Consider the following 24,331-nt stretch of genomic DNA (forward strand, 5'->3'; position numbering starts at 1 on the left):
CGCATGTCCCGCACGGCGGGCAGCGCCCGGGTCCCGTCCCCGACCACGGCGGTGTCGAAGCCCTCGCCCCGCAGGACGATGGTCAGCATCTCGGCGGCCGCGACGTGCCGGGTCAACACCTCGGCCTGGTTCGCCTCCTCGACCGATGCCCACTGCGGCACCAGCTCCGCGACGCGTGCCAGGTCGGCCTCGAGCCCCGGCGTGCGCAGCCGTTCGTGCACGCCCTCGTTCAGCACACCGTCCCCTACCCGCGCCCGCCGGCGCACCCCTCACGATCAGCGAGGCGGCCACGCTATCGGGTGACGTCGGACGGCCGGCCTGCGCTCCGCTACCGTCCGGTCCCGTGGGGCGGCTGATCGTGATCGAGGGGCTCGACGGGTCCGGCAAGGCCACGCTGACCGCCGCGCTGGTGGCCGCGCTGCAGGAGCGCGGGGCACGCGTCGCCACCCTGGCCTTCCCCCGCTACGAGGCCGACGTCCACGCCGAGCTGGCGCGCGACGCCCTGTACGGCCGGCTCGGCGACCTCGCCGACTCGGTGCACGGGATGGCCGTGCTGTTCGCCCTCGACCGCCGCGACGCCGCGCCCCGGCTGCGGGAACTCCTCGCCGCGCACGACGTCGTCCTCGTCGACCGGTACGTCGCGAGCAACGCCGCCTACAACGCGGCGAGGCTGAAGCAGGGGGCCGACGGCGAGGTCGTCGGCTGGGTGCGGGAGCTGGAGATCGCGCGCTTCGGCATCCCCGTGCCGGACCACCAGCTGCTGCTCGCCACTCCGCGGGAGGTGGCCGCGGAGCGGGCGGAACGGCGGGCGGCGGCCGATCCGGGCCGGGCGCGCGACGCCTACGAGTCCGACGAGGGGCTGCAGGAACGCACCGACGCGGTCTACCGGGAGCTCGCGGCCGCGGAGTGGCTCAGCCCCTGGACGGTGCTGGAGGGCGACACCGACATCCCCGCCCTCGCCGCGGCCCTCCTCGGTCGTGAGTGGCGATAGTCGCCGGAGCGACCATCCGCACTCACAGGGTGGAGACGCGGGGCCAGGAGGCAGCGAAACCCGGGTGCAGCTCCGGGCCCTCGGGAGTGCCGAGCGACGCCGCGGGGAACCAGGAGAACTCCACGCTCTCCCCGCCGCGGATCGCGACCGGCAGCGCCTCGGCCGCGCAGACGACGACCGTGGTGTAGCTCCAGCCGCCGTGGTCGTCGACGAACCGGGCGGTCTCGAGCAGCGGCGCGGTGTCGAGCTCCGACTCCTCCGCGGCCTCACGCCGGGCCGCCGACTCGGCGGACTCGCCGTAGTGCCGCGCGCCGCCCGGGATGCCCCAGGTGCCGCCGTGATGGCTCCACAGCGCCCGGTGCTGGAGCAGCACCAGGCCGCCCGAGCGGACCAGCAGGCCGGCCGCCCCGTAGAGACCCCAGTGCTTGTGCCCCTGGGCGCAGTACTGCCACCCGTCGCCGCTGGAACCTTCGGGGAGGGGAGCGGCGGTCACCAGCCAACCCTAACCGCTGCCGTGCGCGGTAAGTAGTGCTCCGGCACCACTTACCGCGCACGGGCGGCGGAGCCGCTAGTAGCGGTAGTGCTCCGGCTTGAACGGGCCCTCGACGTCGACGCCGATGTACTCGGCCTGGTCCTTGGTGAGCTTCGTCAGCTCGCCGCCCAGCGCCTGCACGTGGATCTTCGCGACCTTCTCGTCGAGGACCTTCGGCAGCCGGTAGACGTCCTTGTTGTACTCCTCGTGCCTGGTGAACAGCTCGACCTGCGCGATCACCTGGTTCGAGAAGCTGTTGCTCATCACGAAGGACGGGTGGCCCGTCGCGTTGCCGAGGTTCATCAGCCGGCCCTCGGACAGCACCAGGATGGAGTGGCCGTCCGGGAAGACCCACTCGTCGACCTGCGGCTTGATGTTGATCCGGATGATGCCCTCGATGCGGGCCAGCCCGGCCATGTCGATCTCGTTGTCGAAGTGCCCGACGTTCCCGAGGATCGCCTGGTGCTTCATCCTCTTCATCAGGTCGACGGTGACGATGTCCTTGTTGCCCGTCGTCGTGATGACGATGTCGGCCTGCTCGATGACGTCCTCCAGGCGCGCGACCTGGTAGCCCTCGAGCAGCGCCTGCAGCGCGCAGATCGGGTCCGCCTCGGTGACGATGACGCGCGCGCCCTGGCCGGACAGCGCCTCGGCCGAGCCCTTGCCGACGTCGCCGTAGCCGCAGACCACGGCCACCTTGCCGCCGATCAGCACGTCCGTGCCCCGGTTGATGCCGTCGATCAGCGAGTGCCGGATGCCGTACTTGTTGTCGAACTTGCTCTTGGTGACCGAGTCGTTGACGTTGATCGCCGGGAACAGCAGGAGGCCCTGCTCGGCCAGCTGGTAGAGCCGGTGCACGCCGGTGGTGGTCTCCTCGGTGACGCCGCGGATGTCCGACGCGACCGTGGTCCACTTCTGCGGGTTCTCCGCGAGCGAGCGGCGCAGGACGTCGAGGATGACCCGGTACTCCTCGGAGACCGTGAGGTCCTCGTCGTCGACCGTGGGCACCACGCCGGTCTTCTCGAACTCGACGCCCTTGTGGACGAGCAGGGTGGCGTCGCCGCCGTCGTCGAGGATCATGTTCGGGCCCACGAGCTCGCCGCTGGAGTCCCGGAAGTTGAACAGCTGCTCGGTGGCCCACCAGTACTCGGCGAGCGTCTCGCCCTTCCACGCGAAGACCGGCACGCCCTTCGGCTCCTCGGGGGTGCCGTGCGGGCCGACGACGATCGCGGCGGCGGCGTGGTCCTGCGTGGAGAAGATGTTGCAGGAGACCCAGCGGACGTCGGCGCCCAGGCTGACCAGGGTCTCGATCAGGACGGCGGTCTGCACCGTCATGTGCAGCGAGCCGGCGACCCGGGCGCCGTGCAGCGGCTTGGCCTCGGCGTACTCGCGGCGCAGCGCCATCAGGCCCGGCATCTCGTTCTCGGCGAGCCGGATCTCCTTGCGGCCGAACTCGTGCAGGCCGAGGTCGGCGACGGCGAAGTCGAGGCCGTTGCGCTCCTGCAGCCGGCCGTGCGGGTCGGTGATGCTGGCGGTCATCGTGAACTGTCTCCTCGTGCTGCGGTCAGGGCAGACGGGGGGGAGCCACGGTGCCGGCGGTGGTGGATCGACGCTGGATCGACACGGACACGGGCCTCCTCCCGCAACGGTGGAGGCGCCCTTCTCGTCGTCAGGCCGCGGACCGAGCGTGGCGGACCGATCCGTCCGCTGCAGCGCCTCTCGGTCCCGCGGTGCGTGCGCCGTCCAGGATGGCACGGCCCGGGGCCCGGCTCAACGTGACCCCAGCAGGTGGTCGCACAGCAGTGCCTCGGCCGCGGCGCACCGGTCGTGGGCGGCGAGCAGCCCGGCGGGGGCGAGCGCGAAGTCCGCGTCGACCAGCACGGACGCCGACGCGAGCAGCGGGGCGAGCATCGGGTCCTGCTGCAGCGTGCCGACCACCGCACCGATGCCGGCGGCGTCGCGCTGCCGGAACACCCCGCCGGAGAGCACGACGAGCCCGACCGGCCCGGACCCGGCGGCGTCGTGCGGGTCGTCCGGGTCGCCGTCCTCGGGGGCGAGCTCGTCGCGCAGGTGCCGCCGCGCCGCGACGACGGCGGCGAGCGCCGCGATCCGCCGGTCCTCGGCCGCGCTGCCCGGGTCCCGCGGGACCGAGCCGACCTCCGCCGTCATCCCCCGGACGGTCGCGGTGAGCAGGTCGGCCTCGACGGGGTCGACGATCTCCTCGGCCTGTGCCTCCAGCAGCACGCCCTCCGCGGCGGCCCGCACGCCGAGGTCGCCCTCGACGGTGCGGCGGGGCCGCCGGCCCGGGCCGGCGGAATGGACGTCCGTGGTCGCGCAGCCGACGTCGACGACCAGCACCCGCGTCCCGCAGATCCGCGCCAGCTCGGCGGTGCCGCTGCGCACGGCGTCGGGCGTCATGAACCGGACCATGCGCCGGAAGCGCGGAGCCGCGGCCGGCGCCCGCCCGCCCAGCACGTGCTGGGCGAAGACCTCGGCGAGCGCCGCGCGGGCCGGTCCCGGGACCAGCTCGCCCGGCACCGGCGCCACGTTCGCGCAGGCCACGACGGTCCGGCCGGTGGCGCGGAGCAGGGCGAGGGCGTCGTCGCGCGCCTCGGCGTTGCCGGCCAGCACGATCGGGAACCGGACGCGGGCCCGGGCGAGCTTGCCCGCGTTGTGCAGCAGGACCGAGGGATCGTCGCCGTCGGCCCCGCCGAGCAGCAGGAGGGCGCCGGGCCGGTGCCCCCGCAGCACCCGGACGTCGGCGGGCTCGAGCGGCCCGGCGTGGACGTGCACGACGTGCGAGCCCGCCGACCGCGCGACCCGGTGACCGGCCTCGGTGGAGATCAGCTTCTCGGTGCCGACGACCGCGAGCCGCAGCCCGCCCCCGGCCGACGAGCAGGCCAGCACGGCCGGCTCGGGCTCGCGGGCCGCCGCCGCGGTGACCCCGCGCACGGCGGCGTCGACGCCCTCCAGGACGTCCGCGGTGGTGGTGCGGTGCTCGGCGAACCCGGCGAGCCCGCCGTCGGGATGGACGAGCACGGCCTTGGTCCAGGTGGAGCCGACGTCGAGACAGACGGCACCGGTCCCCGGAGGCGCCCCAGGGCCGCCCGGCGCAGCCGCACCCGTCATGGACGGGGAGCGTACCGGCGGTGACGCTGCACGGTGCCCTCATGACCGCCGGATCTGTCCGGGTGTCGGGGTCCCCCGGTACGGTGATCGTGATCCACGACACTCCTCGGGAGCGACGATGCTCGGACTGATGCAGGACCGCCCGCTGGCGCTGCCCCACGTGTTCCATCGCGCGGAGCAGCTCTTCGGCCACAAGAGGTTGATCACGGCCGAGGCCTCCGGCGAGCGGGTGACCACGGTGGCGGAGTGGGCCGTGCGCGTCCGCCGGCTCGCGACGGTCCTCGACTCGCTCGGCCTGTCCGCCGACGCCCGGGTGGGCACCTTCTGCTGGAACACCGACCGCCACCTGGAGCTGTACCTCGCCGCGCCCTGCACCGGGCGTGTCCTGCACACGTTGAACATCCGGCTGTTCCCCGAGCAGCTCGTCTACATCGTCAACCACGCCGAGGACGAGGTCGTCTTCGTCGACCGCTCGCTGCTGCCGCAGCTGTGGCCGCTGGTGGACAAGTTCGAGACCGTCCGGCACATCGTGGTGATCGACGACGGCGCGGAGCACGAGATCCCCGCCGACCCGCGGGTCCGGGACTACGAGGAGCTGCTCGCCGCGGCCGAGCCGTTCGCCGGGCGGTTCGTGGTCGAGGAGGAGAACAGCGCCGCGGCCATGTGCTACACGTCCGGCACCACGGGCAACCCGAAGGGCGTGGTCTACAGCCACCGCTCGGCGGTGCTGCACTCGCTCATCACGCTGACCTCCGACGCGTTCGCGCTGGCCGAGCGGGACGTCGTCCTGCCGATCGTGCCGATGTTCCACGCCAACGCCTGGGGCATCCCCTACGGCGCGCTCATGGCCGGCGCCGAGCTCGTCCTCCCCGGCCCGAACATGACGCCCGACGCGATCGTCGGGCAGCTGGAGCGGCACAACGTGACCGTGACCGGCGGGGTGCCCACGATCTGGATGGGCGTGCGGCCGCTGCTCGCCGACCACGACCTGTCCTCGCTCCGGATGATCATCTGTGGCGGCTCCGCGGTGCCGCGCTCGCTGTCCGAGGCCTACCGCGAGGCGATCGGCATCCCGATGCTCCACGCGTGGGGCATGACGGAGACCTCGCCGATCGCCAGCGTCTCCTCCCGGCGGTCCCACCAGGACGGCTGGAGCGAGGACGAGCGGGCCGACGCCCGCGCCCGCCAGGGCCAGCCCGTCCCGCTCGTCGACCTGCGGATCGCCGACCCGGAGAGCGGCGACGAGCTGCCGTGGGACGACCGCGCCACCGGCGAGCTGCAGGCCGCGGGCCCGTGGATCGCGAAGGAGTACTACCGCGGCGAGGGCGGCGGCACGCAGTTCACGAACGACGGGTGGCTGCGCACCGGCGACGTCGCGGCCGTGGACAAGTGGGGTTTCGTCCGGCTGGTCGACCGGACGAAGGACCTGGTCAAGTCGGGCGGCGAGTGGATCAGCTCGGTCGACCTGGAGAACGAGATCATGGCGCACCCCGCGGTCGCCGAGGCCGCGGTGATCGCGATCCCGCACGAGAAGTGGACCGAGCGGCCGCTGGCGTGTGTGGTGGTGAAGCCGGGCGAGTCGCTCACCGGCGAGGAGCTCATCGAGTTCCTGACGCCGCGGGTGGCCAAGTGGTGGCTGCCCGATGCCGTGGAGTTCATCGACGAGGTGCCCAAGACCAGCGTCGGGAAGTTCTCGAAGAAGACGCTGCGGGACAAGTTCTCGGGCTACACGCTGCCCTCCTGAGCGGTCCCCGCTGCGGCCCGGCCTCCCCCTCGCCGGGCCGCGGCAGGCGCGTGTCAGGCCGGGTCCGCGACCGCCCGCCCGTACCCCGCGCGACCGGACTGGTCGATGCCGTGCCGCTCGTCGGTGTAGAGGTGGTGCTCGTGGCCGTCCGGGTCGTGCACCACGACGAGCCACCCGATGCTGGCCTCGACGACCGGCGAGTGCTCGGCGCCCTGCTCGTCGAGGTGCGCGACCCACGCCTCGAGGGCCGCTCGGTCCCGCACGCCGAGCATCACCTCCAGCCCCGCGATCCCTCCGGCGTCCGGGTTCTCCCGCAGCGCCAGGCCGGTGTAGCCGCAGCCGGGCAGGTCACCGGCCACCCCGCGGACCACGCCGCCCTCGTCGGGGAACTCGTAGGTCGGCGTGAAGCCGTACACCCGCCGGTACCAGTCGACGCTCTTCGGCAGGTCGGTGACGGGCAGCTTCACGCAGCGGACCCCGGTCAGCTCCGACATGACACACTCTTTTCGTTGAACTTGTAGTGCATCGAATGCGTGTAGAGTGCACCTCGTGTCCGAGCAGGTCAAGAGGTCGTACCGGTCGCCCTTGCGCGAGGAGTCGGCGCGCCGCACCCGCGCCACCATCCGCGAGGCGGCGACCGCGCTGTTCGTCGAGCAGGGGTACGTGCGCACCACGGTGAAGGAGATCGCGGCGGCGGCCGGGGTCGCGCTGCGCACCGTGCACGCGGCGTTCCCGGGCGGGAAGGCGGAGATCTTCCACGAGGCGCTCGACGTCGCCACCGCCGGCGACGAGGAGCCCGTCGCCGTGGCGGACCGGCCGGCGTTCGTGGCGGCGCTCGAGGACCCCGACCGGCTCCTCCCGGAGCTGGCCCGTCAGGGCACCGAACTGCTCGAACGGGCGGGCCGCCTGCTCGCTGCCTGCCAGGGGTCCTCGGGGGCGGACGCCGACATGCGAGAGCTCGACGATCTCGGCGCGCGCACCATGTCCGCCACCATGCGGACCGTCGCCGAGGCGATGGAGCGGCACGGCCTGCTCGCCGTCCCGGTCGACGAGGCCGCGGACGTCCTGCTCACCCTGTGCAGCCCGCAGGTTCACGACCTGCTCCGGCACCGCCGGGGCTGGAGCCCGGAGCACTACGCCGCCTGGCTGGAGCGCTCGCTCACGCTGCTGCTGTGTACTCCGGAGACCGCTGGTTGAGTGCAGGCTCGGCTCCTTGGACCGCCCTGAGACCACCACATCGCCGATCTCACCGGCCAGTGCCGGCGTCCGCGGCCGCAAGTTGCCGATCCCTGCACGCACGGCTCCGTGCCGCGCCCTGAGCACACCGCATCGCCGATCACACCGACGGTGCCGGCGTCCCGCTGCCGCAAGATCACAGAAGCCCTGCACCCACGGCTCTCGGCAACACCTCAACGCGCCAACGCCGACCAGCCCCAGGACCCGAGGCCCCCGGCACACGATCGCCGCCTGAGTGCACCTACGGCTCCCGGTTGCACCCTGAGCGCACCGCATCACCGATCTCACCGACGGTGCCGGCGTCTCGCAGGCGCAAGATCACCGCTTGTGTGCACGCACGGCTCCCTGCAACGCCCTGAGCGCACCACACCGCCGATCTCACCGACCGTGCGTCGCGCGGGCGCAAGATCACCGGTTGCGTGCACACACGGCTCTCCGCACCACCCTCGGTGCACAGCACCGCCGATCACCCCCAGGACCCGGCACAGGTCGCCGGTTGCGTGCACACACGGCTCCCAGCAGCACCCCGAGCGCACCGAACCGCCGATCTCCTCGACGCGCCGACGTCCCGCGGCCACAAGATCACCGGTCCCTTGCACCCACGACGCCCAGCACCACCCTGAGCGCACCGGACCGTCGATCGCCGCTACCGGAGCCGGCGGCAGGGTTCAGCGGTAGGCCTCGGGGCGGCGCTCGGTGAGGTGGGAGAGCCGGCGGCGGGCGGCGCCGAGGGAGGCCTCGACGTCGACCTCGGCCACCGCGATGCCGGCCTTGGCCCAGGTGCGGGCGAGGACCTCGCCGTCCGGCCCGACGACCTTGGCCTGCCCCAGGAAGCGCATCCTGCCCATCGACCCGGTCTGGTTCGACGAGACCAGCACGATCTGGTTCTCCGCCGCCCGCGAGCGGTCGTACAGGTCGAAGAGCCGCGACTGGCGGTCCTGCGCCATCCGCGGTGCCCGGTTGGTGATGCTGGTGGGCCAGGCCGAGAGGCAGGCGATGATCTCGGCGCCGTCGAGCGCGAGGGCGCGGGCGGACTCGGGGAAGGTCTTGTCGTAGTCGACGAGCATGCCCAGGCGGCCGACGGGCGTGTCGAAGGCGCCGAATCTGTCCCCGGCCGCGTAGACCCGCTCCTCGCCGACCGGCTGGTGGACCTTGCGGTGCAGGCCGAGCACACCGCTGCCGTCGACGCACGCGGCGGTGTTGTACCGGACGCCATCAGGCCCCGCCTCGCACAGCCCGATGCAGACGACCATGTCGCCGGCCAGGTCGGCGACCTTGCGCAGCTCCGGACCGTCAGGGTCGAGCGCGGGCGGCAGCTCCGTCTCGGCCTCGGCGCCGAAGTCGGAGAGGTAGCCGCCGAGCGCGGCGTCGGGCAGCACGAGGAGGCCGACCTGCGAGCGCCGGGCGTGGTCGATCAGGGTCGCCACCCGGGCGAGGGCGCCCTCCAGGTCCCGGCCGAACGCGGCCGCCACGGCACCGATCCTCAGCGCGCCCACGCGCCCCTCCCCGCGCTCCGGGAGCTCCGCCACCGGCTCCGACAGCCCTGCCACCGGCTCCGACAGCTCCGCCACCGACTCCGACACCGACGCGTCCTCGCCGCTCAGGCGGCCTCGCACGGTTCCCCGTCCGGGGCAGCGTACGTGTCGGGGCGCCGGTCGCGAAGGAAGTCCATTCCGGCCCGCGCGGCGTCGACGGCGGCCTCGACGTCGAGCGCGGCGGTGGCGAGGCCCTCGCACTGCCCGGTCGAGGCGAGGATCTCCCCGCCCGGGTCGACGACCTTCGCGCTGGCGGCGAAGCGCAGGTCGCCGAACGTGCCGTACTGGTTCGACGCCACCCACACGACCTGGTTCTCCAGGGCGCGGGCGCGGTCGAACAGGTCCATCCGCCGGGTCCAGCGGTCCTGGGCGGGGTCGGGGTGCCGGTTGGTGCGGCTGACGGGCCAGGCCGACAGCGAGCAGACGACGCGGGCGCCGTCGAGCGCCTGGGCGCGGGCGGCCTCGGGGAAGGCCTTGTCGAAGCAGATCTGCATCGCGATCCGGCCGACCGGGGTGTCGAAGGCCTCGAACCGGTCCCCCGCGGCGTACGAGGCGTCCTCGCGCAGCGGCTGGTGGACCTTGCGGTGCCGGCCGAGCACGCCGTCGCCGGTCACGCAGACGGCGCTGTTGTACACGCCGTCGGGCGCCTGCTCGCAGTACCCGGCGCAGACGACCATGTCCCCGGCCAGCGCGGCGAGCGTGGCGATCTCCCGCCCGTCGGGGTCGAGCGCGGGCGGCAGCTCCGCCTCCCCCTCCAGGTCGGTCAGGTACCCGCCGAGCGCCGCCTCCGGCAGCACCAGCAGCCCGACGCCGTCCGCCCGGGCCTGGGCGACCAGCGCGGTGATGCGGGCGAAGCCCTCCGCCAGGTCGCGCCCGAACGGTGCCGACACCGCCGCCATCCGCAGCATGCCCATCCAGCCTCCTCGCGCGAGCGAGGGGGAACGGTCCCGGGGGCGTCCGGGGCCGTTCCCTCTCAGGTCGGGACTGCACGAACGGCGCTCTCGCTCACCACATGTGAACGAGAGGGCCGTTCGCTCACCTCAGAGCTGGTAGGTGGAGTTGATGATCGCGCCCTTGCGGGCGTAGTGGATCAGCGCGTCCTGGACGTCGAGCGGGTGCGTCGGGATCACGCCCTCGATCAGGTCCTCCTCGCGGGCACCGTGCAGCGACAGCCCGAACCGGCAGCAGTAGACCTTGCCGCCCTCCTGGATGTACGTCTTGAGCGAGTTGTTGATGTTGTGCTCGCCCGGGAACGCGGAGTTGCCGGTGGTCGGGAACCCGCGGGTGGCCAGGCAGTTCAGCGAGCCCGGGCCGTAGAAGTAGATCGCGGACTCGAAGCCCTTCCGCAGCGCCCGGGTGGCCTGCAGGATCGCCACGAAGCTCACCGAGGACTCGTGGGCGATGCCGTGGACCAGCGTGAAGTAGGTCTCCCCGTTCTCGGCCTGGTAGTCGGGGAAGACCTTGGTGCCGCCGTAGATCGACGACCCCTCCGGCATCGACGGGTGGGCGATCTCCTCGAGGCTCTGCTTCTCGAGATCGGTCAGGTCGGCCATGTCGGCTCTCGTCCTTCCGGGACAGTGGTCGATCGGGTGGGTGGAGCGGTGGAACCTCTCGCAGGTCAGGCCACGGTGCGTGGCGCGACCCAGTCCTCGTCGGCGAGCCCCATGTCCTTGCGGGCGGCCTCCGGGAACGTGCTGGTGGGCGTGCCGGCGAGCCAGAGCAGGCCGTCCGCGGGCGCGCCGCGGCGGCGGACCTCGACGATCGCGCGGAGCAGGTGCTCGGCGTCGTCGGCGACGCCGGAGAAGCGGCCGGAGCCCCAGGTGTACTGCCAGGGCAGGCCGAGGAAGTACAGGCCGGGCCGGCTCGTGACGCCGCGCTCGTGCGCCGGGTAGCCGCGGCCGTCGAAGATCGGCAGCTCGATCCACCGGTTGTCCCGGCCGAACCCGGTCGACCAGATGACGGTGGAGATGCCGGCGAGGTCGAGCTCCGCCGGGTCCTCGGCCTCGGGCCCGGGCTCCCAGACGGGGGCGCGGCGCTCCTCGACCGGCGCGTCGATCCCCTGGGCCTCGATCCAGGCGTCGATCGAGTCCTTGATCCCCTCGGCGACGGCGTCGGCCCCGTCGAGGTTGGACCGCAGGTCCCCGGCGAACCGGAGGCGGCCGTGCGCGATCCCGAGGAGCCGGCCGTGCAGGCGCATGCCCTCGAGCGCGAACCGGCGCAGGTCGATGTCCCGCCCGCCGTCGCGGCCGGTGACGTAGTGGTTCGTCCTGTGCCGGACGGCCTCGACGTCGGCGAACCGGTCGATGCCCTTGGTGTAGGTGCCCATGTCCGACAGCCAGGCGACGCAGTCCCGCCCGCGGTAGAAGCGCGCCACCCGCGGCGCCGTGCCCGTCGCGAGGTGGACGGTCCGACCGGCCAGGTGCAGGTCCTCGGCGATCTGGCAGCCGGACTGGCCCGTGCCGACCACCAGGACCGCGCCCTCGGGCAGCCGGTCGGGGTTGCGGTACTCCGAGGAGTGCAGCTGAGTGACCGTGTCCGGGAGGCGCTCGGCCATCCGCGGCACCCGTGGCACCTGGTAGGGACCCGTCGCGACGACGACCTGGTCCGCGGTGAGCGTGCCGCGCTCCGTCACGATCGCGAAGGACCCGTCCGGGCGCCCCCGCAGTCCGGTCGCGGCGACGCCCTCGACCAGCGGCGCGTCGAACGAGGCGGCGAACTTCTCCAGGTAGCCCACGATCTCGTCCCGGACCATGAAGCCGTCCGGATCGGGCCCGTCGTATCCGAAGCCCGGGAGCCGGCACTGCCAGTTCGGCGTGACCAGGCAGAACGTGTCCCAGCGCCGGGTCCGCCACTCGGTCGCGACCCGGTCCCGCTCGAGGACGAGGTGCTCGATGCCCTCGCGGGCGAGGAACCAGCTCATGGACAGGCCCGCCTGCCCGCCGCCGATCACGACGACGGGGTGGTGCGTCCCGTCCAGCTCCTGCTCCGCCACGCGGCACAGTCAAGCGAGGTGCCGTGTCCGGGGCGTTTCCCCCGGAACACGGCCGTGTGAGGCGCTGTTACCGCCGGGTTGCGTCCTGGGCCTGACGACGGCCGAGCCGCGAGTGCGAGCGGCCGTACACGAAGTAGACCACGAAGCCGACGAGCATCCAGCCGATGAACCGGAGCCACGTCTCCACGCTCAGGTTGAGCATCAGCCACAGGCACGCCAGCACCGACAGGATCGGGATCAGCGGGACGAGCGGCGTCCGGAAGGCGCGGTGCAGGTCCGGCCGGGTCCGGCGGAGGATCACGACGCCCATCGACACCAGCACGAACGCGAAGAGCGTGCCGATGTTGACCATCTCCTCCAGCGCGCCGGCCGGGAAGAAGGTGGCGACGAGGGCGACCACGGCGCCGACGAGCACGGTGGCCCGCACCGGCGTACCGTGGCCTCCGGTCTTCGCGAGCCCGCCCGGCAGCAGCCCGTCGCGCGACATCGCGAACAGCACCCGGATCTGCCCGAGCATCAGCACCATGACGACCGTCGTGAGGCCGACGAGCGCACCGACCGAGATGATCGCCTCGGCCCACGTCACGCCGAGCTCGCCGAACGCCGTGGCCAGGGTGGAGTTCTCGTCGAGCTGGGTGTAGCTGACCATCCCGGTGAGCACGAGCGCGACCGCCACGTACAGCACGGTCACGATGGCGAGCGAGCCGAAGATGCCCCGGGGCAGGGACTTCTGCGGGTCGCGGGTCTCCTCGGCGGTCGTGGCGACGACGTCGAACCCGATGAAGGCGAAGAACACCAGCGACGCCGCGGCGAGCAGGCCGTAGATGCCGTAGGTACTGCTGGCCCCGCCGCCGAACAGCGACAGCAGGGACTGGGTGAGCCCGGAGTCGCCCTCGCCGCCGGGCGCGGCCGGCGGGATGAACGGCGTGTAGTTCTCGGCCTTGACGAACGCCAGGCCGACCACGATCACCAGCAGCACGATGCCGACCTTGATGATCGTGAACACGGCGCTGACCCGGCTGGAGAGCTTGGTGCCGATGGCCAGCAGCGTCGCGAGGACCACGACCAGCAGGAGCGCGCCCCAGTCGAAGGCGAAGAAGCCGCCCAGGGAGAAGGAGGTCGGGACGTCCAGACCCATCACCCCCAGCACCTGGTGCAGGTACTTCGACCAGGCCTTGGACACCACGGCCGAGCCGACTGCGAACTCCAGCACCAGGTCCCAGCCGATGATCCAGGCGACCAGCTCGCCGAAGGTGGCGTAGGAGAACGTGTAGGCGCTGCCGGCGACCGGGACCGTCGACGCGAACTCGGCGTAGCAGAGCGCCGCGAGCCCGCAGGCGATCGCGGCGAGGACGAAGGCCAGCGAGACCGACGGCCCCGCGACCGTGCCGGCCGTGCTCGCCGCCAGCGTGAAGATGCCGGCGCCGACCACGACCGCGACCCCGAAGACGATGAGGTCCCAGGTCGTGAGGTCCTTGCGGAGTCTGGTGTCCGGCTCGTCCGTGTCCTCGATGGACTGCTCCACGGACTTCGTGCGCCAGATCCCCCGACGCTCACCCACGGTCGCCATGGCCAGGGAGATTACGGCTGCGTGACTCGTTCGGCACGCGCTGGCGGATCGCGTCCGCACGAACGGCACTCCCGTGCGGACCCACCGCACGAGGGTGCCGTTCGGGCCGGGATCAGGCCAGGACGTCGGCCACCGTGCGGGACTCGAGGCCGTGGGCGCGGGCGACCTCGGCGTTGGTCAGCTCGCCGGCGTGCGTGGACAGGCCCTGGGCCAGGGCGGCGTCGCCGCGCAGCGCCTCGCGCCAGCCCTGGTCCGCCAGCCGCGTGATGTACGGCAGCGTGACGCTGGTCAGCGCGTGGGTGGAGGTGTGCGGGACCGCGCCGGGCATGTTGGCCACGCAGTAGAAGACGGTCTCGTGCACCCGGAAGGTCGGCTCGGCGTGGGTGGTCGGCCGGGTGTCCTCGAAGCACCCGCCCTGGTCCACGGCGATGTCGACGAGCACCGCGCCCGGCTTCATCCGCGCGACCAGGTCGTTGGACACCAGCGTCGGGGCCTTCGCGCCGGGCACCAGCACCGCGCCGATCACCAGGTCCGCGTCGAGGACGGCGTGCTCGACGGCGTAGGCGGTGGAGTGCACGGTCTCGACCCGGCCGCCGTAGCGGGCGTCGAGTGCGCGCAGCTTGTCGACGTCGAGGTCGAGCACGGTCACCCGGGCCCCCATCCCGACGGCGATCTGGGTGGCGTGCGAGCCGGACACCCCGGCCCCGAGTACCACGACGTGGGCCCGCGGCGCGCCGGGCACGCCGCCCATCAGCACGCCGCGCCCGCCGGCCGCGCTCAGCAGGTGGTAGGCGCCGACCTGCGGGGCGAGCCGGCCCGCGACCTCGCTCATCGGGGCGAGCAGCGGCAGCTTCCCGTCGGCGGTGCGGACGGTCTCGTAGGCGATCGCGGTGGTGCCCGCCGCGAGCAGCGCGTCCGTGCAGGCCCGTGAGGCGGCCAGGTGCAGGTAGGTGAACAGCGTCAGGTCGCCGCGCAGGCGGTGGTACTCGCTCGCCACCGGCTCCTTGACCTTCAGCAGCAGCTCGGCGGAGTTCCACACGGCGTCGGCGTCGGCGAGCAGCTGCGCGCCGGCGGCCTTGAACTCCTGGTCGGGGATGGACGAGCCGAGGCCCGCCCCCTGCTCGACGACGACCTCGTGGCCGCGCCGCACCAGCTCGTGCACGCCCGCCGGCGTCAGGGCGACCCGGAACTCGTTGTCCTTCACCTCGCGCGGCACCGCGATGCGCATGACCCGTCCTCTCGTCCTGGTGTCCGGCTGAGCGACCGGCTGTCTCCATTCCAAGTATCGAAGAAACAGCGTCTCGGTAGGAACAAGACCGTAGGAGATTCTGTAGTCTGCTCCCGTGCCCGAAGGATCTACGCCATCGTCGGCGTCGAGGCCCGGTCGACCGAACGATGTGCGGCCGCCGCTCGACCCCGTCGACCGCGCGATCCTCGCGGAGCTCGAACGCGATGCACGGATACCCAACAACGCGCTCGCCGAACGCGTCGGGATCGCGCCGTCGACCTGCCTCACCCGGGTCCGGGCGCTGCGTGAACGCGGCGTGATCAGGGGTTTTCACGCCGACGTCGACCCGGCGGCGACCGGTCGGCCGCTGCAGGCGATGGTGTCCGTGCGGCTGCAGGCCGCGGCGCGCCGCCGGATGCGGGAGTTCGAGGAGTTCGTGACCTCGCTGCCCGAGGTGCGCGACTGCTTCTTCCTCGCCGGCGTGGACGACTACCTGCTGCACGTCGCGACCGCCGACTCCGCCGCGCTGCGGGACTTCGTGGTCGCGCTCAACGGGCGGGAGCAGATCGCCAACACCCAGACGAGCCTGATCTTCGACCACGTCCGGCCCCGGCGCGGGTACTGACCCGGCCCTACGGTGGCGTCCGTGCCCACCCCGCTCCGCCTCGACCGGACCTTCGCGCTACCGCCCCGGGCCGCGGTCGCCCGCCTGCTGGACCGCGACCTCTACGCCGATCGGCTCGCCGCCGTCGGCGGGCCCGGCGCCGAGCTCCTCTCCTTCGAGCGCGACGGCGACCGGCTGCGCGTGGTGCTGCGTCAGGGCGTGCCGGCGGGGGCGCTGCCGGCCTCGGTCCGCCGCTTCCTCGCCGGTGCACTGGTGCTGGAGCGGGAGGAGCACTGGCGGATCGCGGACGAGCGGGCCGACGGCGAGTTCACCCTGACCGCGGCCGGTGCGCCCGCCGGGGCCGCGGGCACCCTGACGATCGGTGCCGACCCGGCCGGCAGCGCGCTGCACATCGACGGCGAGGTCGAGGTGCGGGTGCCGCTGCTCGGCGCGGCGATCGAGTCCGTCGTCGCCGAGCGGGCGCTGGCCCTGATGACCGAGGAGATGCGCTGGACCGCGGAGCGGCTGGGCGGGTGAGCCTGGCTCAGGCCTGCGGCAGGCGCGAGCGGTCGAGGTCCGGCTCGAGGTAGATCACCCGGGCGTCCGGCACGGCCGCGCGCACCCGCGCCTCCGCGTCGTCGATCGCCCGGGCCACGGTCTCGACGGACGAGCCGGGCGCGAGGGCGAGCTTCGCCGCGACCAGCAGCTCCTCCGGGCCGAGGTACTGGGTCTTGATGTGGATGACGCGCTCGATCTCCGCGCCCCGCTCGAGCTCGCCGACGATCGTCGACAGGACCGGCCGCGTCGCGCCCTCGCCGATGAGCAGGCTCTTCATCTCGATGATGAGGATGATCGCGATGACGCCCAGCAGGGTGCCGATGCAGAGGGTGCCGACGGCGTCCCACACCGGGTCCCCGGTGAGGACCGAGAGGCCGACGCCGAGGAGCGCGAAGGCCAGGCCGATGAGGGCGCCGGTGTCCTCCAACAGCACGACGGGCAGCTCGGGGACCTTCGCCTGGCGGATGAACTGCCACCAGGTCCCGTTGCCCTTGAGCGGCCGGGACTCCTTCACCGCGGTGCGGAAGGAGTAGGACTCCAGGCCGATCGCGACCACCAGGATGCCCACGGCGACCAGCGGGGAGGTCAGCGGCTCGTGCGACTCCAGCTTGTGGATGCCCTCGTAGATCGCGAAGACCGACCCGAGCGTGAACAGCAGCAGCGCCACGACGAACGAGTAGAAGTAGCGGTCCCGGCCGTAGCCGAAGGGGTGCTCGGGGGTCGCGGCCCGCCGCGCCGTGCGGCCCCCCAGCAGCAGCAGGCCCTGGTTCGCCGTGTCGGCGACCGAGTGCACGGCCTCCGCGAGCATCGACGAGGAGCCCGTCACGAGGAAGCCGACGAACTTCGCGACCGCAATGCCGGCGTTCGCCAGGAGCGCCGCGATGATCGCCTTGGTACCGCCGTGTGCCGACACGTTTCGCCCCTCCGGTCCGGTTGTGCGGCGGAAGGATATCCGGCGCGGCCCGGCTCACACGCAGGCGCTCACAGCCCGTCGCTCGCGAGGTAGAGCTGGGTCCCGGGCGCCGCGCTCTCGACCTCCACACCGGTGTCCGCGGCCGCGAGGAACAGCGCCCCGCCCTTGGGCAGCTCGAGGACCTCCGTCCCCGCCCGGACACACGCCTTCCCGCCGGTCGCGAGCAGGATCCGGGCGCCGCCGTCGGGCACCGGGAGGCTGCCGGTGAGCCCGTCGTCGGACTGCCAGCTGCGCAGGAGGAACTCCTCGGCGGGAGTGTCGTAGCGCCGCCACTTCCCCTCGGGCTGGCCGGCGTGCACCGGCGGCGGCCCCGAGGTGAAGTCGAGGACGCGCAGCAGCTCCGGGACGTCGACGTGCTTGGGCGTGAGCCCGCCGCGCAGCACGTTGTCCGAGTTCGCCATCAGTTCGATGCCGGCGCCCGCCAGGTAGGCGTGCAGGTTCCCGGCGGGCAGGAAGAGCGCCTCGCCCGGCGCCAGGACCACCCGGTTGAGCAGCAGCGCGGCGAGCACGCCGGCGTCGCCGGGGTAGCGCTCGGAGAGCTCCAGCGCGGTGCGGGCCTCGCGGGCCCAGTCCCCGCCGGCCGCGGCGAGCGCGACGGCGCCCTTCTGCAGGGCCGGGACCAGCTCGTCGAGCATCGACTGGGGCAGCGTGATCCACGTGGTGAACAGCGCGCGCAGACCGTCCGGGCCGGGCTGGGCGGCCAGCAGCTCGACGTGCGCGGACAGCTCGGGCACGTCGAGCGCGCGGAGCAGGCCGAGGGTCTCGACCGGATCCCGGAAGCCGACGAGCGCGTGGAACTCGGTGAGCGCGCAGATCAGCTCGGGCTTGTGGTTGGCGTCCCGGTAGTTGCGGTCCGAGGCGTCGATCGCGATGCCGGCGGAGTTCTCCCGCGCGAACCCCTCGCGCGCCTGGTCGAGGCTCGGGTGCGCCTGCAGGCTCAGCGGCTCGTCCGCGGCGAGGACCTTGAGCAGGAACGGGAGCCGCCCCTCCCAGCGGGAGCTGCGCTCGGCCCCGAGGAGCCCCTCCGGGTCGCCGGTCAGCGCGTCGAGCAGCGACGCGCGGCCCCCGTCGGGGTACACGATCCGCGACGGGTCGCCCGGGTGCGCGCCCAGCCACATCTCCGCCTGCGGATGCGGAGACGGCACCGACTCGCCGAGCAGGTCGGCGATGACCGTGCGCGATCCCCACGCGTACGGCCGGACCGGGTTCTCCAGCAGCTCCAAGGCACTTCCTCGCTTCGTGCGGCGGTCGGCCCGTCAGGCCGGTTCGATGGCCCGGGTGGCCAGGCCGAGGTACACGGCGGCGATCTCCAGCCGGGACGCCAGCAGCGCGGTGCGCAGCAGCACCGCGTCCCGGGTGCCGCGCGGGACCTCGTCGACGGGGTGCTGCAGGTCGGCGGGCCACCCGCGGCCGGTGCGGCGCACCGCGACCTGCCCCGGCTCCTCCTCGCCGGTCGCGAGCAGCACGACGCGGACCGGCGGCGAGTCGGGCCCCGGGTCGTCGAACGGGTCGCGGAAGATGTCCTCGCCGCGGTCGGCCAGGTCGACGGCCCGGCGCAGCGCGGTGGCCGAGGCGGCCTGGGCGATGTCCGCGGCGTGCGCCACCACGCCGGCGTGCGTGGCCAGGGCGGTCGCCCCGTGCCCGGCGACGGCGGTCGCGGCCGGGTCGGCGCCCCAGAGCAGCGGCGTGCGCTCGGCCAGCCGCAGCGCCAGCGACTTCGCCGGGTTCATGAACGGTTCGTGGTTCGGCTGGTTGCGCTCCGCCTCGGCGTCGAGCGCGTCCGCCAGCGGGTCGAGGGCCGGGTCGAGCCCTCCCGGCCACAGCCCCAGCGACGAGACGACGGTCAGCGCGACGGCGAGCGCGCGCGGCAGGTCCAGTGCGGGCGGCACCGGGATCCGGGGCTCGACGAACCGGGCGCGTCCGGCGCCCGCGGACGCCACCGGACCCTCGGCCGGCGCCGACAACACCACCTCGGCCCCGCGCCCGACCGCCCGCGACACCGACTCGGCCAGCTCGACGTCCGCCGGGTCGGCGGAGTGGGCCAGCACGACGTCGAGCGGGCCGATCCAGCCGGGCACGACGTCGGCCACCACGATCGGCACCGGGCACAGCGACCCGAGCAGCGCCCCGACGATCTCCGCCGCCGCGCCCGACGAGCCCGGGCGGCGCAGGAACACCAGCGCCCGCGGCCGGTGCCCCGCCAGGTCGGCGACCCCCGCCTCGGTCGCGGCCTGCGCCGCGGACCGGACCTGGGCGCCCGCCGTGGCCGCCGCGCGCAGCACGCCGCCCGTGTCCGCGGAGGCGAGCGCGACGGGGTCGCCGAGCAGGGTGTCGTCGAGCACGGTCGTCACCCGGCGTTTCCGGGGTGCTCGGCGGCCGGCGTGTCCTCCGGGGGGAGGGCCTCGTCGAGCAGCAGCACCGGGATGCCGTCGACCACCGGGTAGCGGCGGCCGCAGGCGGTGCACACCAGCCGGTCCCCCGCCGGCGTCAGGGGCGCGTGGTCCTCCGACGGGCAGGCCAGGATCTCGAGCAGCTGGGGGTCGAGCTGTACGGCCACGGTTCTCCTCACCTCACGTGCCGTTGATGCTGCCAGGGCGCGGGCGGGCGCGCCGGGTCCGTCCGGGGTACCCGCGCGGCGATGATCGGCTCGTCGCGGGCCCGGGCGAACGGGCGCCCGCCGCGCTCAGGCGCGGACGATCGCGAGGACCTCGTCCCGCAGCGCCGCCACCGCGACCTCGTCGGCGGCCTCGACGTTGAGCCGCAGCAGCGGCTCGGTGTTGGAGGCGCGCAGGTTGAACCAGGAGCCGTCCGGCAGGGCGACGGTGAGCCCGTCGAGCTCGTCGAACTCCACGCCCTCGCGGGCCCCGTAGGTCTCGCGGACCGCGGCGACCCGCTCGGCCTGGTCGGCCACGGTGGAGTTGACCTCGCCGCTGGCCGAGTACCGCTCGTAGACGTCCATCAGCACGGACAGCGGCTCCTGCTGCTCGCCCAGCGCGGCCAGCACGTGCAGCGCGGCCAGCATGCCGGAGTCGGCCTTCCAGAAGTCCTTGAAGTAGTAGTGCGCCGAGTGCTCGCCGCCGAACACCGCACCGGTGTCGGCCATCGTCTGCTTGATGAACGAGTGGCCCACGCGGGTGCGCACCGGGGTGCCGCCGTGCTCGCGGACGATCTCCGGCACGGCCCGGGAGGTGATCAGGTTGTGGATCACCGAGCTGCCGGGCGCCTTGGCCAGCTCGCGGACGGCGACCAGCGCCGTGATCGCGCTCGGGCTCACCGGCTCGCCGCGCTCGTCGACCACGAAACAGCGGTCGGCGTCGCCGTCGAAGGCCAGGCCGAGGTCGGCCCCCTCCGCGACGACGGCCTTCTGCAGGTCGACCAGGTTCGCCGGGTCGAGCGGGTTGGCCTCGTGGTGGGGGAAGGTGCCGTCGAGCTCGAAGTACAGGGGCACGACGTCGAGCGGGAGACCGCCGAGGACCTCGGGCACCGTGTAGCCGCCCATCCCGTTGCCGGCGTCGACCACCACGCGCAGCGGCCGGATGCCGCTCAGGTCGACGAGCCCGCGCAGGTAGGCGGCGTAGTCGGCGAGCAGTGTGCGCCGGCGGACCGTGCCGCCTCCGGGCCCCTCGGGCACCCCCTGCTCGACCGCATCGCGGATCGCGGCGAGCCCGGTGTCCTGCCCGATCGGGGTCGCGCCCGCCCGGCAGAGCTTGATGCCGTTGTACCTGGCCGGATTGTGGCTGGCGGTGAACATCGCGCCGGGCACGCCGAGGCTGCCGGCCGCGAAGTAGAGCATGTCGGTGCTGGCCAGGCCGATGTCGAGGACGTCGAGCCCCTGGGCGGTCACGCCCTCGGCGAAGGCCGCCGCGAGGCCGGGCGAGGAGTCCCGCATGTCGTGGCCCACCGCGATCTCGGTGACCCCGGGGTCCTCCGCGCGCAGCAGCCGGGCCAGCGCCGCCCCGACCTCACGGACCGTGCCGGCGTCGAGCTGCTCGCCGACGACGCCGCGGATGTCGTACGCCTTGACGATCTGGGAGAGGTCGGGCACGGGTCCGGAGCCTAGCGGGCGGCCCCGACGGCCCGCGGGACGGCCGCGACGACGCGCACCGGACGGGCGACGGACGGTGACGGCCCGTGAGTGCGGGTCAGTCCTCCGGCGGCGTGGGCAGCACGCGCAGGTGACCACGCCGGCCGGTGGTGGCGCCGGGACCGGCGGTGACGGTGGTCGAGGCCTCGATGGGCCGGTCGGCCCGGCCGGCCTCGCGGACGGCCTCGGCCAGGGCGGTCAGGTCGTCGTCCGTGTGCTGCGGCGGCGCGAACTCGCCCTCGAAGCGGACGACCTCCCAGCCGCGGGGGGCGGTGAGCCGGTGGGCGTGCGCGGTGCACAGGTCGTACGTGTGGGGCTCGGCCTGAGTGGCCAGCGGCCCGACGACCGCGGTCGAGTCCGCGTAGACATAGGTGAGAGTGGCCACCGCGAGCTCGGTGCAGCCGCTCCGCGAACACCTCCGGACACTCAGCACGCCCCCGACGATAGCCCCCCGCGCGCACGGTTCCCGGCTGCGACGCGCGGGGCGGCCCCACCCGCCCGGGCGCGGTACGGACGGGCGACGCCGGGCCGGCCGCACCGGCACGGCGCGGGCCCGCCGGGTCGTACTATTCGACGGGTGACGACCGCGCGCCGCATCCCGCGCCGCTCCCCCCGCAGGCGAGACCGCCGGGGCCGGGGACTGCGCGGCCTGCTGTACCCGGTGACCACGCCCTCCTTCCGCACCCGGGCCGAACGGTTCGACGCCCGCGTGCTCGAGGCGCTCGAGCCGATCGAGCTGCGCTGGGGCCCCGAGCTGGTGGACCTGGACCTGGCGGTCGACGAGGTGCCGGAGGTCGAGCGGACCTCGCCCGAGGAGGTCGTCTGGGGCACCGGGGTGCTCGCCGACGCGGGCGTGCCGCTGGCCCAGCTGGTGCCGGCGGGCGTCGACCAGGCCGGGCTGCCCTCCCGGGCGCGGATCGTGCTCTACCGGCGCCCGCTCGAGGCCCGCGCCCGCGGCGGCGCCGACCTCGGCGAGCTGCTGCACGAGGTGCTGGTCGAGCAGGTGGCGGAGTACCTCAACATCGAGCCCGACGCCGTCGAGGGCGGCGCGGACTGAGGGCACCCGGCGTCGAGGGCGGGAGGGACCGCACACCGGCCCGCCCCGCTCGCACGGGCCGGAGGTGACGGCTCGGGGCGGGGTGCTCGTTCCGGGCCCGGACGCGCGAGAGCCCGGACCGTCGCCGGCTGCGGGCACGCAGCCGGACACGCGTCCGGGCTCGAACGAGGGCGGGCCGCGTCGCCCGTCCTTCGGGGTCCCTCCCCCGGCGTGCTGCGAACGCCGGGAGGGGTTGTCGTGTGCTGAAGTTGTCCGTCGGGCCCCGGCCTCAGCCGGCCGCCCGGCGCAGGCGACGACGCTCCCGCTCGGAGAGCCCGCCCCAGATGCCGAAGCGCTCGTCCTGCGCCAGCGCGTACTCCAGGCACTCGGCCCGGACGTCGCACCCCGCGCAGATGCGCTTGGCCTCCCGCGTGGAGCCGCCCTTCTCGGGGAAGAACGCCTCCGGATCCGTCTGCGCGCACAGCGCGCGTTCCTGCCAGTCCTGCTCGCCGTCGTCCTGACCGTCGACCAGGGTGTCGATCAGGCGAAGCCCCTCCGTGGGGCCGATCCCGAAGTTCTCCGGAGCGCCCACCGTCGCTCCGATCGGGTCGCCGATCGTGCCCGCCCCCGTGACGAACACGGTGTCCGTGAAAACGTCCACTCGCCCACCTCCCCGCGCCCGGCGAATGACACCGCTGTAAGTACAGCGTTGTCGGTCGGTTCACCGCAACCCGGGGCTGCCGACCGGGTGACGGGTTCCACCCCTTCGGACACCCGTTCGGCAGAATGGGCAAGTGCGCGGAGTCCCCAATCGAGTCAGCCCGTGGTTCCTGCTGCTCCTGGCGGTGACGGTCGTCGGAGGGGCGCTCTGCGTCGTCGGGACCGAGTCCGCCTTGCAGGGATCGACCGTCCTGCTCACCACCGGCGTGGTGCTGCTCGTGCTCGGCGGCTGGTGCGTCTCGCTGTGCCTGCACGAGTTCGGGCACGCCTACGTCGCGCACCGCGGCGGAGACCACAGCATCGAGAACCGCGGCTACCTCACCCTCGACATCCGCCGGTACGCCAACGTCGGGCTCTCCTTCGTGCTACCCGTGGTGTTCCTGCTGCTCGGCGGCATCCCGCTGCCCGGCGGCGCGGTCTGGATCAACCAGTGGGCGCTGCGCTCGCGGGGGATCCGCTCGTTCGTGTCCTTCGCCGGCCCGGCCACCAACCTGGTCCTCGGGATCCTGCTGAGCCTGGCGGTGATCTTCGTCCCGATGAACGAGGGGCTCGCGGTCGGGCTGTCCTGCCTCGCGCTGATCCAGATCCTCGCGTTCGTGCTCAACATCCTGCCCGTACCCGGCCTCGACGGGTACGGCGTGCTCGAGCCCTACCTGTCGCCGCAGGCCCAGCAGCTCGGCCACAAGGTGCGCCCGTGGGCCCCGCTCGTGCTGTTCCTGCTGGTCCTCGGGGTGCCCGGGGTGGCGCGAGTGCTGTTCGGGGTCGGGCAGTTCCTCTTCGCCCTGATCGGCGGCGACGCGCAGTACGCCGCCGCCGGCTACAGCCTGCTGCTGTTCTGGCGCTGATCCGGCCGTCAGCCGCGGGCGAGCGCGACCATCGCCGGCACCGTGTCCGACTCCGGCGGCAACGCGTCGAGCGGCCACCACGCCAGGTCGACCGACTCGTCGCTGATCGCGGGCACGGCCCCGGCCGGCGCGCGCACCAGGTAGCGGACGTCGAGGTGCCGGGTCGGCACGCCGAGCGAGCAGGTCACCGGGTGGACGTCGACGTGCAGCGGGTGTTCGGCGATCTCCAGCCCGGCGATCCCGGACTCCTCGGTCGCCTCGCGCAGCGCCGCAGCCCGCAGCGACGCGTCCCCCTGCTCGCAGTGCCCGCCGAGCTGGATCCACCGGCCGACGCGCGGGTGCAGGGTGAGCAGCGTCTGCTCCCCCTGCGCGTCGACCACCAGCGCCGACGCCGTGAGGTGCCCGGCCGCGCACTCGCGGGCACACGCGTCGTCCGGGCGGGCGAGGCAGAAGGCGATCAGCGCCTGCTGCAGCGCGGCCTGCCCGGCGTCGGGCGGCGACCACGCGCGGAGCTCCTCGACGGCGACGGCCGGGCTCACCATGCGGGGGTCTCC

25 protein-coding genes and 1 pseudogene are annotated in these 24,331 nt (G+C 73.7%); 7 read left to right on the forward strand and 19 right to left on the reverse strand.

Translation table 11 applies throughout. The features are described 5' to 3' along the window. Positions 1–236: pseudogene (locus tag AB0B41_RS30760) on the reverse strand (hypothetical protein); the annotation flags it as partial. Positions 237–343: 107 nt separating this feature from the next. Here AB0B41_RS30760 and AB0B41_RS30765 point away from each other — a divergent pair. Next, entirely contained in the window at positions 344–991 is a 648-nt protein-coding gene (locus AB0B41_RS30765) for a dTMP kinase (protein WP_358209528.1), read from the forward strand. 22 nt (positions 992–1,013) lie between these two features. On the opposite strand, the gene AB0B41_RS30770 is transcribed toward AB0B41_RS30765, so the two are convergent. From AB0B41_RS30770 to AB0B41_RS30780, 3 genes are all read right to left on the reverse strand, one after another. After that, the gene (locus AB0B41_RS30770) at positions 1,014–1,484 is read right to left on the reverse strand and encodes an NUDIX domain-containing protein (RefSeq protein WP_358209530.1); all 471 of its coding nucleotides are present in this window, start codon (positions 1,482–1,484) and stop codon (positions 1,014–1,016) included. A gap of 75 nt (positions 1,485–1,559) precedes the next feature. Next, positions 1,560–3,062 carry an adenosylhomocysteinase gene (gene ahcY / locus AB0B41_RS30775; RefSeq protein WP_358209532.1) on the reverse strand — a complete coding sequence of 501 codons (1,503 nt, stop codon included), beginning with the start codon at positions 3,060–3,062 and terminating at the stop codon, positions 1,560–1,562. Positions 3,063–3,293: 231 nt separating this feature from the next. Then, positions 3,294–4,652, reverse strand: coding sequence for a glutamate mutase L (locus tag AB0B41_RS30780; RefSeq protein ID WP_358209534.1), 1,359 nt, complete (start codon positions 4,650–4,652; stop codon positions 3,294–3,296). Between the two features lie 118 nt (positions 4,653–4,770). Between AB0B41_RS30780 and AB0B41_RS30785 the strand changes: the two genes are divergently transcribed. Then, the gene (locus AB0B41_RS30785) at positions 4,771–6,396 is read left to right on the forward strand and encodes a long-chain fatty acid--CoA ligase (protein WP_358209536.1); all 1,626 of its coding nucleotides are present in this window, start codon (positions 4,771–4,773) and stop codon (positions 6,394–6,396) included. Positions 6,397–6,449: 53 nt separating this feature from the next. On the opposite strand, the gene AB0B41_RS30790 is transcribed toward AB0B41_RS30785, so the two are convergent. Continuing rightward, positions 6,450–6,890: a VOC family protein gene (locus AB0B41_RS30790; protein ID WP_358209538.1), complete on the reverse strand. Its 441-nt coding sequence runs from the start codon at positions 6,888–6,890 to the stop codon at positions 6,450–6,452. A gap of 55 nt (positions 6,891–6,945) precedes the next feature. On the opposite strand from AB0B41_RS30790, the gene AB0B41_RS30795 reads away from it, so the two are divergent. After that, complete coding sequence (locus AB0B41_RS30795; protein WP_358209540.1) at positions 6,946–7,593, forward strand: helix-turn-helix domain-containing protein; 648 nt, start codon at positions 6,946–6,948, stop codon at positions 7,591–7,593. 707 nt (positions 7,594–8,300) lie between these two features. Here the strand turns inward: AB0B41_RS30795 and AB0B41_RS30800 are convergent. The 6 genes from AB0B41_RS30800 to ald form a co-directional block, all read right to left on the reverse strand. Then, on the reverse strand, positions 8,301–9,128 hold the full coding sequence (locus AB0B41_RS30800) for a carbon-nitrogen hydrolase family protein (RefSeq protein WP_358209582.1): 828 nt from the start codon (positions 9,126–9,128) through the stop codon (positions 8,301–8,303). A gap of 104 nt (positions 9,129–9,232) precedes the next feature. Continuing rightward, a complete protein-coding gene (locus AB0B41_RS30805) occupies positions 9,233–10,081 on the reverse strand; it encodes a carbon-nitrogen hydrolase family protein (RefSeq protein WP_358209542.1) in 849 nt (282 codons plus the stop codon). Between the two features lie 126 nt (positions 10,082–10,207). After that, complete coding sequence (locus AB0B41_RS30810) at positions 10,208–10,720, reverse strand: MSMEG_0572/Sll0783 family nitrogen starvation response protein (RefSeq protein ID WP_297502750.1); 513 nt, start codon at positions 10,718–10,720, stop codon at positions 10,208–10,210. A 65-nt stretch (positions 10,721–10,785) separates the two neighbouring features. Beyond that, complete coding sequence (locus tag AB0B41_RS30815; protein ID WP_358209545.1) at positions 10,786–12,159, reverse strand: MSMEG_0569 family flavin-dependent oxidoreductase; 1,374 nt, start codon at positions 12,157–12,159, stop codon at positions 10,786–10,788. Positions 12,160–12,226: 67 nt separating this feature from the next. Then, the gene (locus tag AB0B41_RS30820) at positions 12,227–13,729 is read right to left on the reverse strand and encodes an amino acid permease (protein WP_358209547.1); all 1,503 of its coding nucleotides are present in this window, start codon (positions 13,727–13,729) and stop codon (positions 12,227–12,229) included. A gap of 112 nt (positions 13,730–13,841) precedes the next feature. Continuing rightward, positions 13,842–14,957, reverse strand: a complete 1,116-nt coding sequence (ald, locus tag AB0B41_RS30825) for an alanine dehydrogenase (RefSeq protein WP_358209549.1) — start codon at positions 14,955–14,957, stop codon at positions 13,842–13,844. A gap of 169 nt (positions 14,958–15,126) precedes the next feature. Here ald and AB0B41_RS30830 point away from each other — a divergent pair, with 169 nt between their 5' ends. Further along, on the forward strand, positions 15,127–15,582 hold the full coding sequence (locus AB0B41_RS30830; protein ID WP_358209551.1) for an Lrp/AsnC family transcriptional regulator: 456 nt from the start codon (positions 15,127–15,129) through the stop codon (positions 15,580–15,582). A 21-nt stretch (positions 15,583–15,603) separates the two neighbouring features. Then, positions 15,604–16,098 carry a DUF2505 domain-containing protein gene (locus tag AB0B41_RS30835; protein ID WP_358209553.1) on the forward strand — a complete coding sequence of 165 codons (495 nt, stop codon included), beginning with the start codon at positions 15,604–15,606 and terminating at the stop codon, positions 16,096–16,098. Positions 16,099–16,105: 7 nt separating this feature from the next. Here AB0B41_RS30835 and AB0B41_RS30840 read toward each other — a convergent pair whose 3' ends face one another. From AB0B41_RS30840 to AB0B41_RS30865, 6 genes are all read right to left on the reverse strand, one after another. After that, positions 16,106–17,032: a cation diffusion facilitator family transporter gene (locus tag AB0B41_RS30840; protein ID WP_358209555.1), complete on the reverse strand. Its 927-nt coding sequence runs from the start codon at positions 17,030–17,032 to the stop codon at positions 16,106–16,108. A gap of 68 nt (positions 17,033–17,100) precedes the next feature. Further along, positions 17,101–18,315 carry a mannose-6-phosphate isomerase, class I gene (gene manA, locus AB0B41_RS30845; protein WP_358209557.1) on the reverse strand — a complete coding sequence of 405 codons (1,215 nt, stop codon included), beginning with the start codon at positions 18,313–18,315 and terminating at the stop codon, positions 17,101–17,103. 33 nt (positions 18,316–18,348) lie between these two features. After that, positions 18,349–19,443, reverse strand: coding sequence for an SIS domain-containing protein (locus tag AB0B41_RS30850; protein ID WP_358209559.1), 1,095 nt, complete (start codon positions 19,441–19,443; stop codon positions 18,349–18,351). Continuing rightward, positions 19,440–19,649 carry a Trm112 family protein gene (locus tag AB0B41_RS30855; protein WP_358209561.1) on the reverse strand — a complete coding sequence of 70 codons (210 nt, stop codon included), beginning with the start codon at positions 19,647–19,649 and terminating at the stop codon, positions 19,440–19,442. Before AB0B41_RS30855 ends, AB0B41_RS30850 begins: the two co-directional genes overlap by 4 nt. A gap of 126 nt (positions 19,650–19,775) precedes the next feature. After that, positions 19,776–21,137, reverse strand: coding sequence for a phosphomannomutase/phosphoglucomutase (locus AB0B41_RS30860; protein WP_358209563.1), 1,362 nt, complete (start codon positions 21,135–21,137; stop codon positions 19,776–19,778). A 97-nt stretch (positions 21,138–21,234) separates the two neighbouring features. Next, on the reverse strand, positions 21,235–21,609 hold the full coding sequence (locus AB0B41_RS30865) for a DUF3499 domain-containing protein (RefSeq protein ID WP_345384539.1): 375 nt from the start codon (positions 21,607–21,609) through the stop codon (positions 21,235–21,237). A gap of 144 nt (positions 21,610–21,753) precedes the next feature. Here AB0B41_RS30865 and AB0B41_RS30870 point away from each other — a divergent pair, with 144 nt between their 5' ends. Beyond that, positions 21,754–22,233 carry a metallopeptidase family protein gene (locus AB0B41_RS30870; protein WP_037046466.1) on the forward strand — a complete coding sequence of 160 codons (480 nt, stop codon included), beginning with the start codon at positions 21,754–21,756 and terminating at the stop codon, positions 22,231–22,233. A gap of 268 nt (positions 22,234–22,501) precedes the next feature. Here the strand turns inward: AB0B41_RS30870 and AB0B41_RS30875 are convergent, their stop codons facing one another. Continuing rightward, complete coding sequence (locus AB0B41_RS30875) at positions 22,502–22,756, reverse strand: WhiB family transcriptional regulator (protein WP_197040660.1); 255 nt, start codon at positions 22,754–22,756, stop codon at positions 22,502–22,504. 250 nt (positions 22,757–23,006) lie between these two features. On the opposite strand from AB0B41_RS30875, the gene AB0B41_RS30880 reads away from it, so the two are divergent. Beyond that, positions 23,007–23,777, forward strand: a complete 771-nt coding sequence (locus AB0B41_RS30880) for a site-2 protease family protein (protein WP_358209566.1) — start codon at positions 23,007–23,009, stop codon at positions 23,775–23,777. 8 nt (positions 23,778–23,785) lie between these two features. Here the strand turns inward: AB0B41_RS30880 and AB0B41_RS30885 are convergent, their stop codons facing one another. After that, positions 23,786–24,319, reverse strand: coding sequence for an NUDIX hydrolase (locus AB0B41_RS30885; RefSeq protein WP_358209568.1), 534 nt, complete (start codon positions 24,317–24,319; stop codon positions 23,786–23,788). Positions 24,320–24,331 lie beyond the last annotated feature (12 nt).

This window comes from Pseudonocardia sp. NPDC049154 (assembly GCF_040648315.1).
Classification (GTDB): domain Bacteria; phylum Actinomycetota; class Actinomycetes; order Mycobacteriales; family Pseudonocardiaceae; genus Pseudonocardia.

What these genes read in the sequence shown, in the direction of transcription:
- ahcY (WP_358209532.1), bottom strand. Translation starts at nt 3,062, where the DNA reads ATGACCGCCAGCATCACCGACCCGCACGGCCGGCTGCAGGAGCGCAAC.
- AB0B41_RS30780 (WP_358209534.1), bottom strand. Translation starts at nt 4,652, where the DNA reads ATGACGGGTGCGGCTGCGCCGGGCGGCCCTGGGGCGCCTCCGGGGACC.
- AB0B41_RS30785 (WP_358209536.1), top strand. Translation starts at nt 4,771, where the DNA reads ATGCTCGGACTGATGCAGGACCGCCCGCTGGCGCTGCCCCACGTGTTC.
- AB0B41_RS30790 (WP_358209538.1), bottom strand. Translation starts at nt 6,890, where the DNA reads ATGTCGGAGCTGACCGGGGTCCGCTGCGTGAAGCTGCCCGTCACCGAC.
- AB0B41_RS30805 (WP_358209542.1), bottom strand. Translation starts at nt 10,081, where the DNA reads ATGGGCATGCTGCGGATGGCGGCGGTGTCGGCACCGTTCGGGCGCGAC.
- AB0B41_RS30810 (WP_297502750.1), bottom strand. Translation starts at nt 10,720, where the DNA reads ATGGCCGACCTGACCGATCTCGAGAAGCAGAGCCTCGAGGAGATCGCC.
- AB0B41_RS30820 (WP_358209547.1), bottom strand. Translation starts at nt 13,729, where the DNA reads ATGGCGACCGTGGGTGAGCGTCGGGGGATCTGGCGCACGAAGTCCGTG.
- ald (WP_358209549.1), bottom strand. Translation starts at nt 14,957, where the DNA reads ATGCGCATCGCGGTGCCGCGCGAGGTGAAGGACAACGAGTTCCGGGTC.
- AB0B41_RS30885 (WP_358209568.1), bottom strand. Translation starts at nt 24,319, where the DNA reads ATGGTGAGCCCGGCCGTCGCCGTCGAGGAGCTCCGCGCGTGGTCGCCG.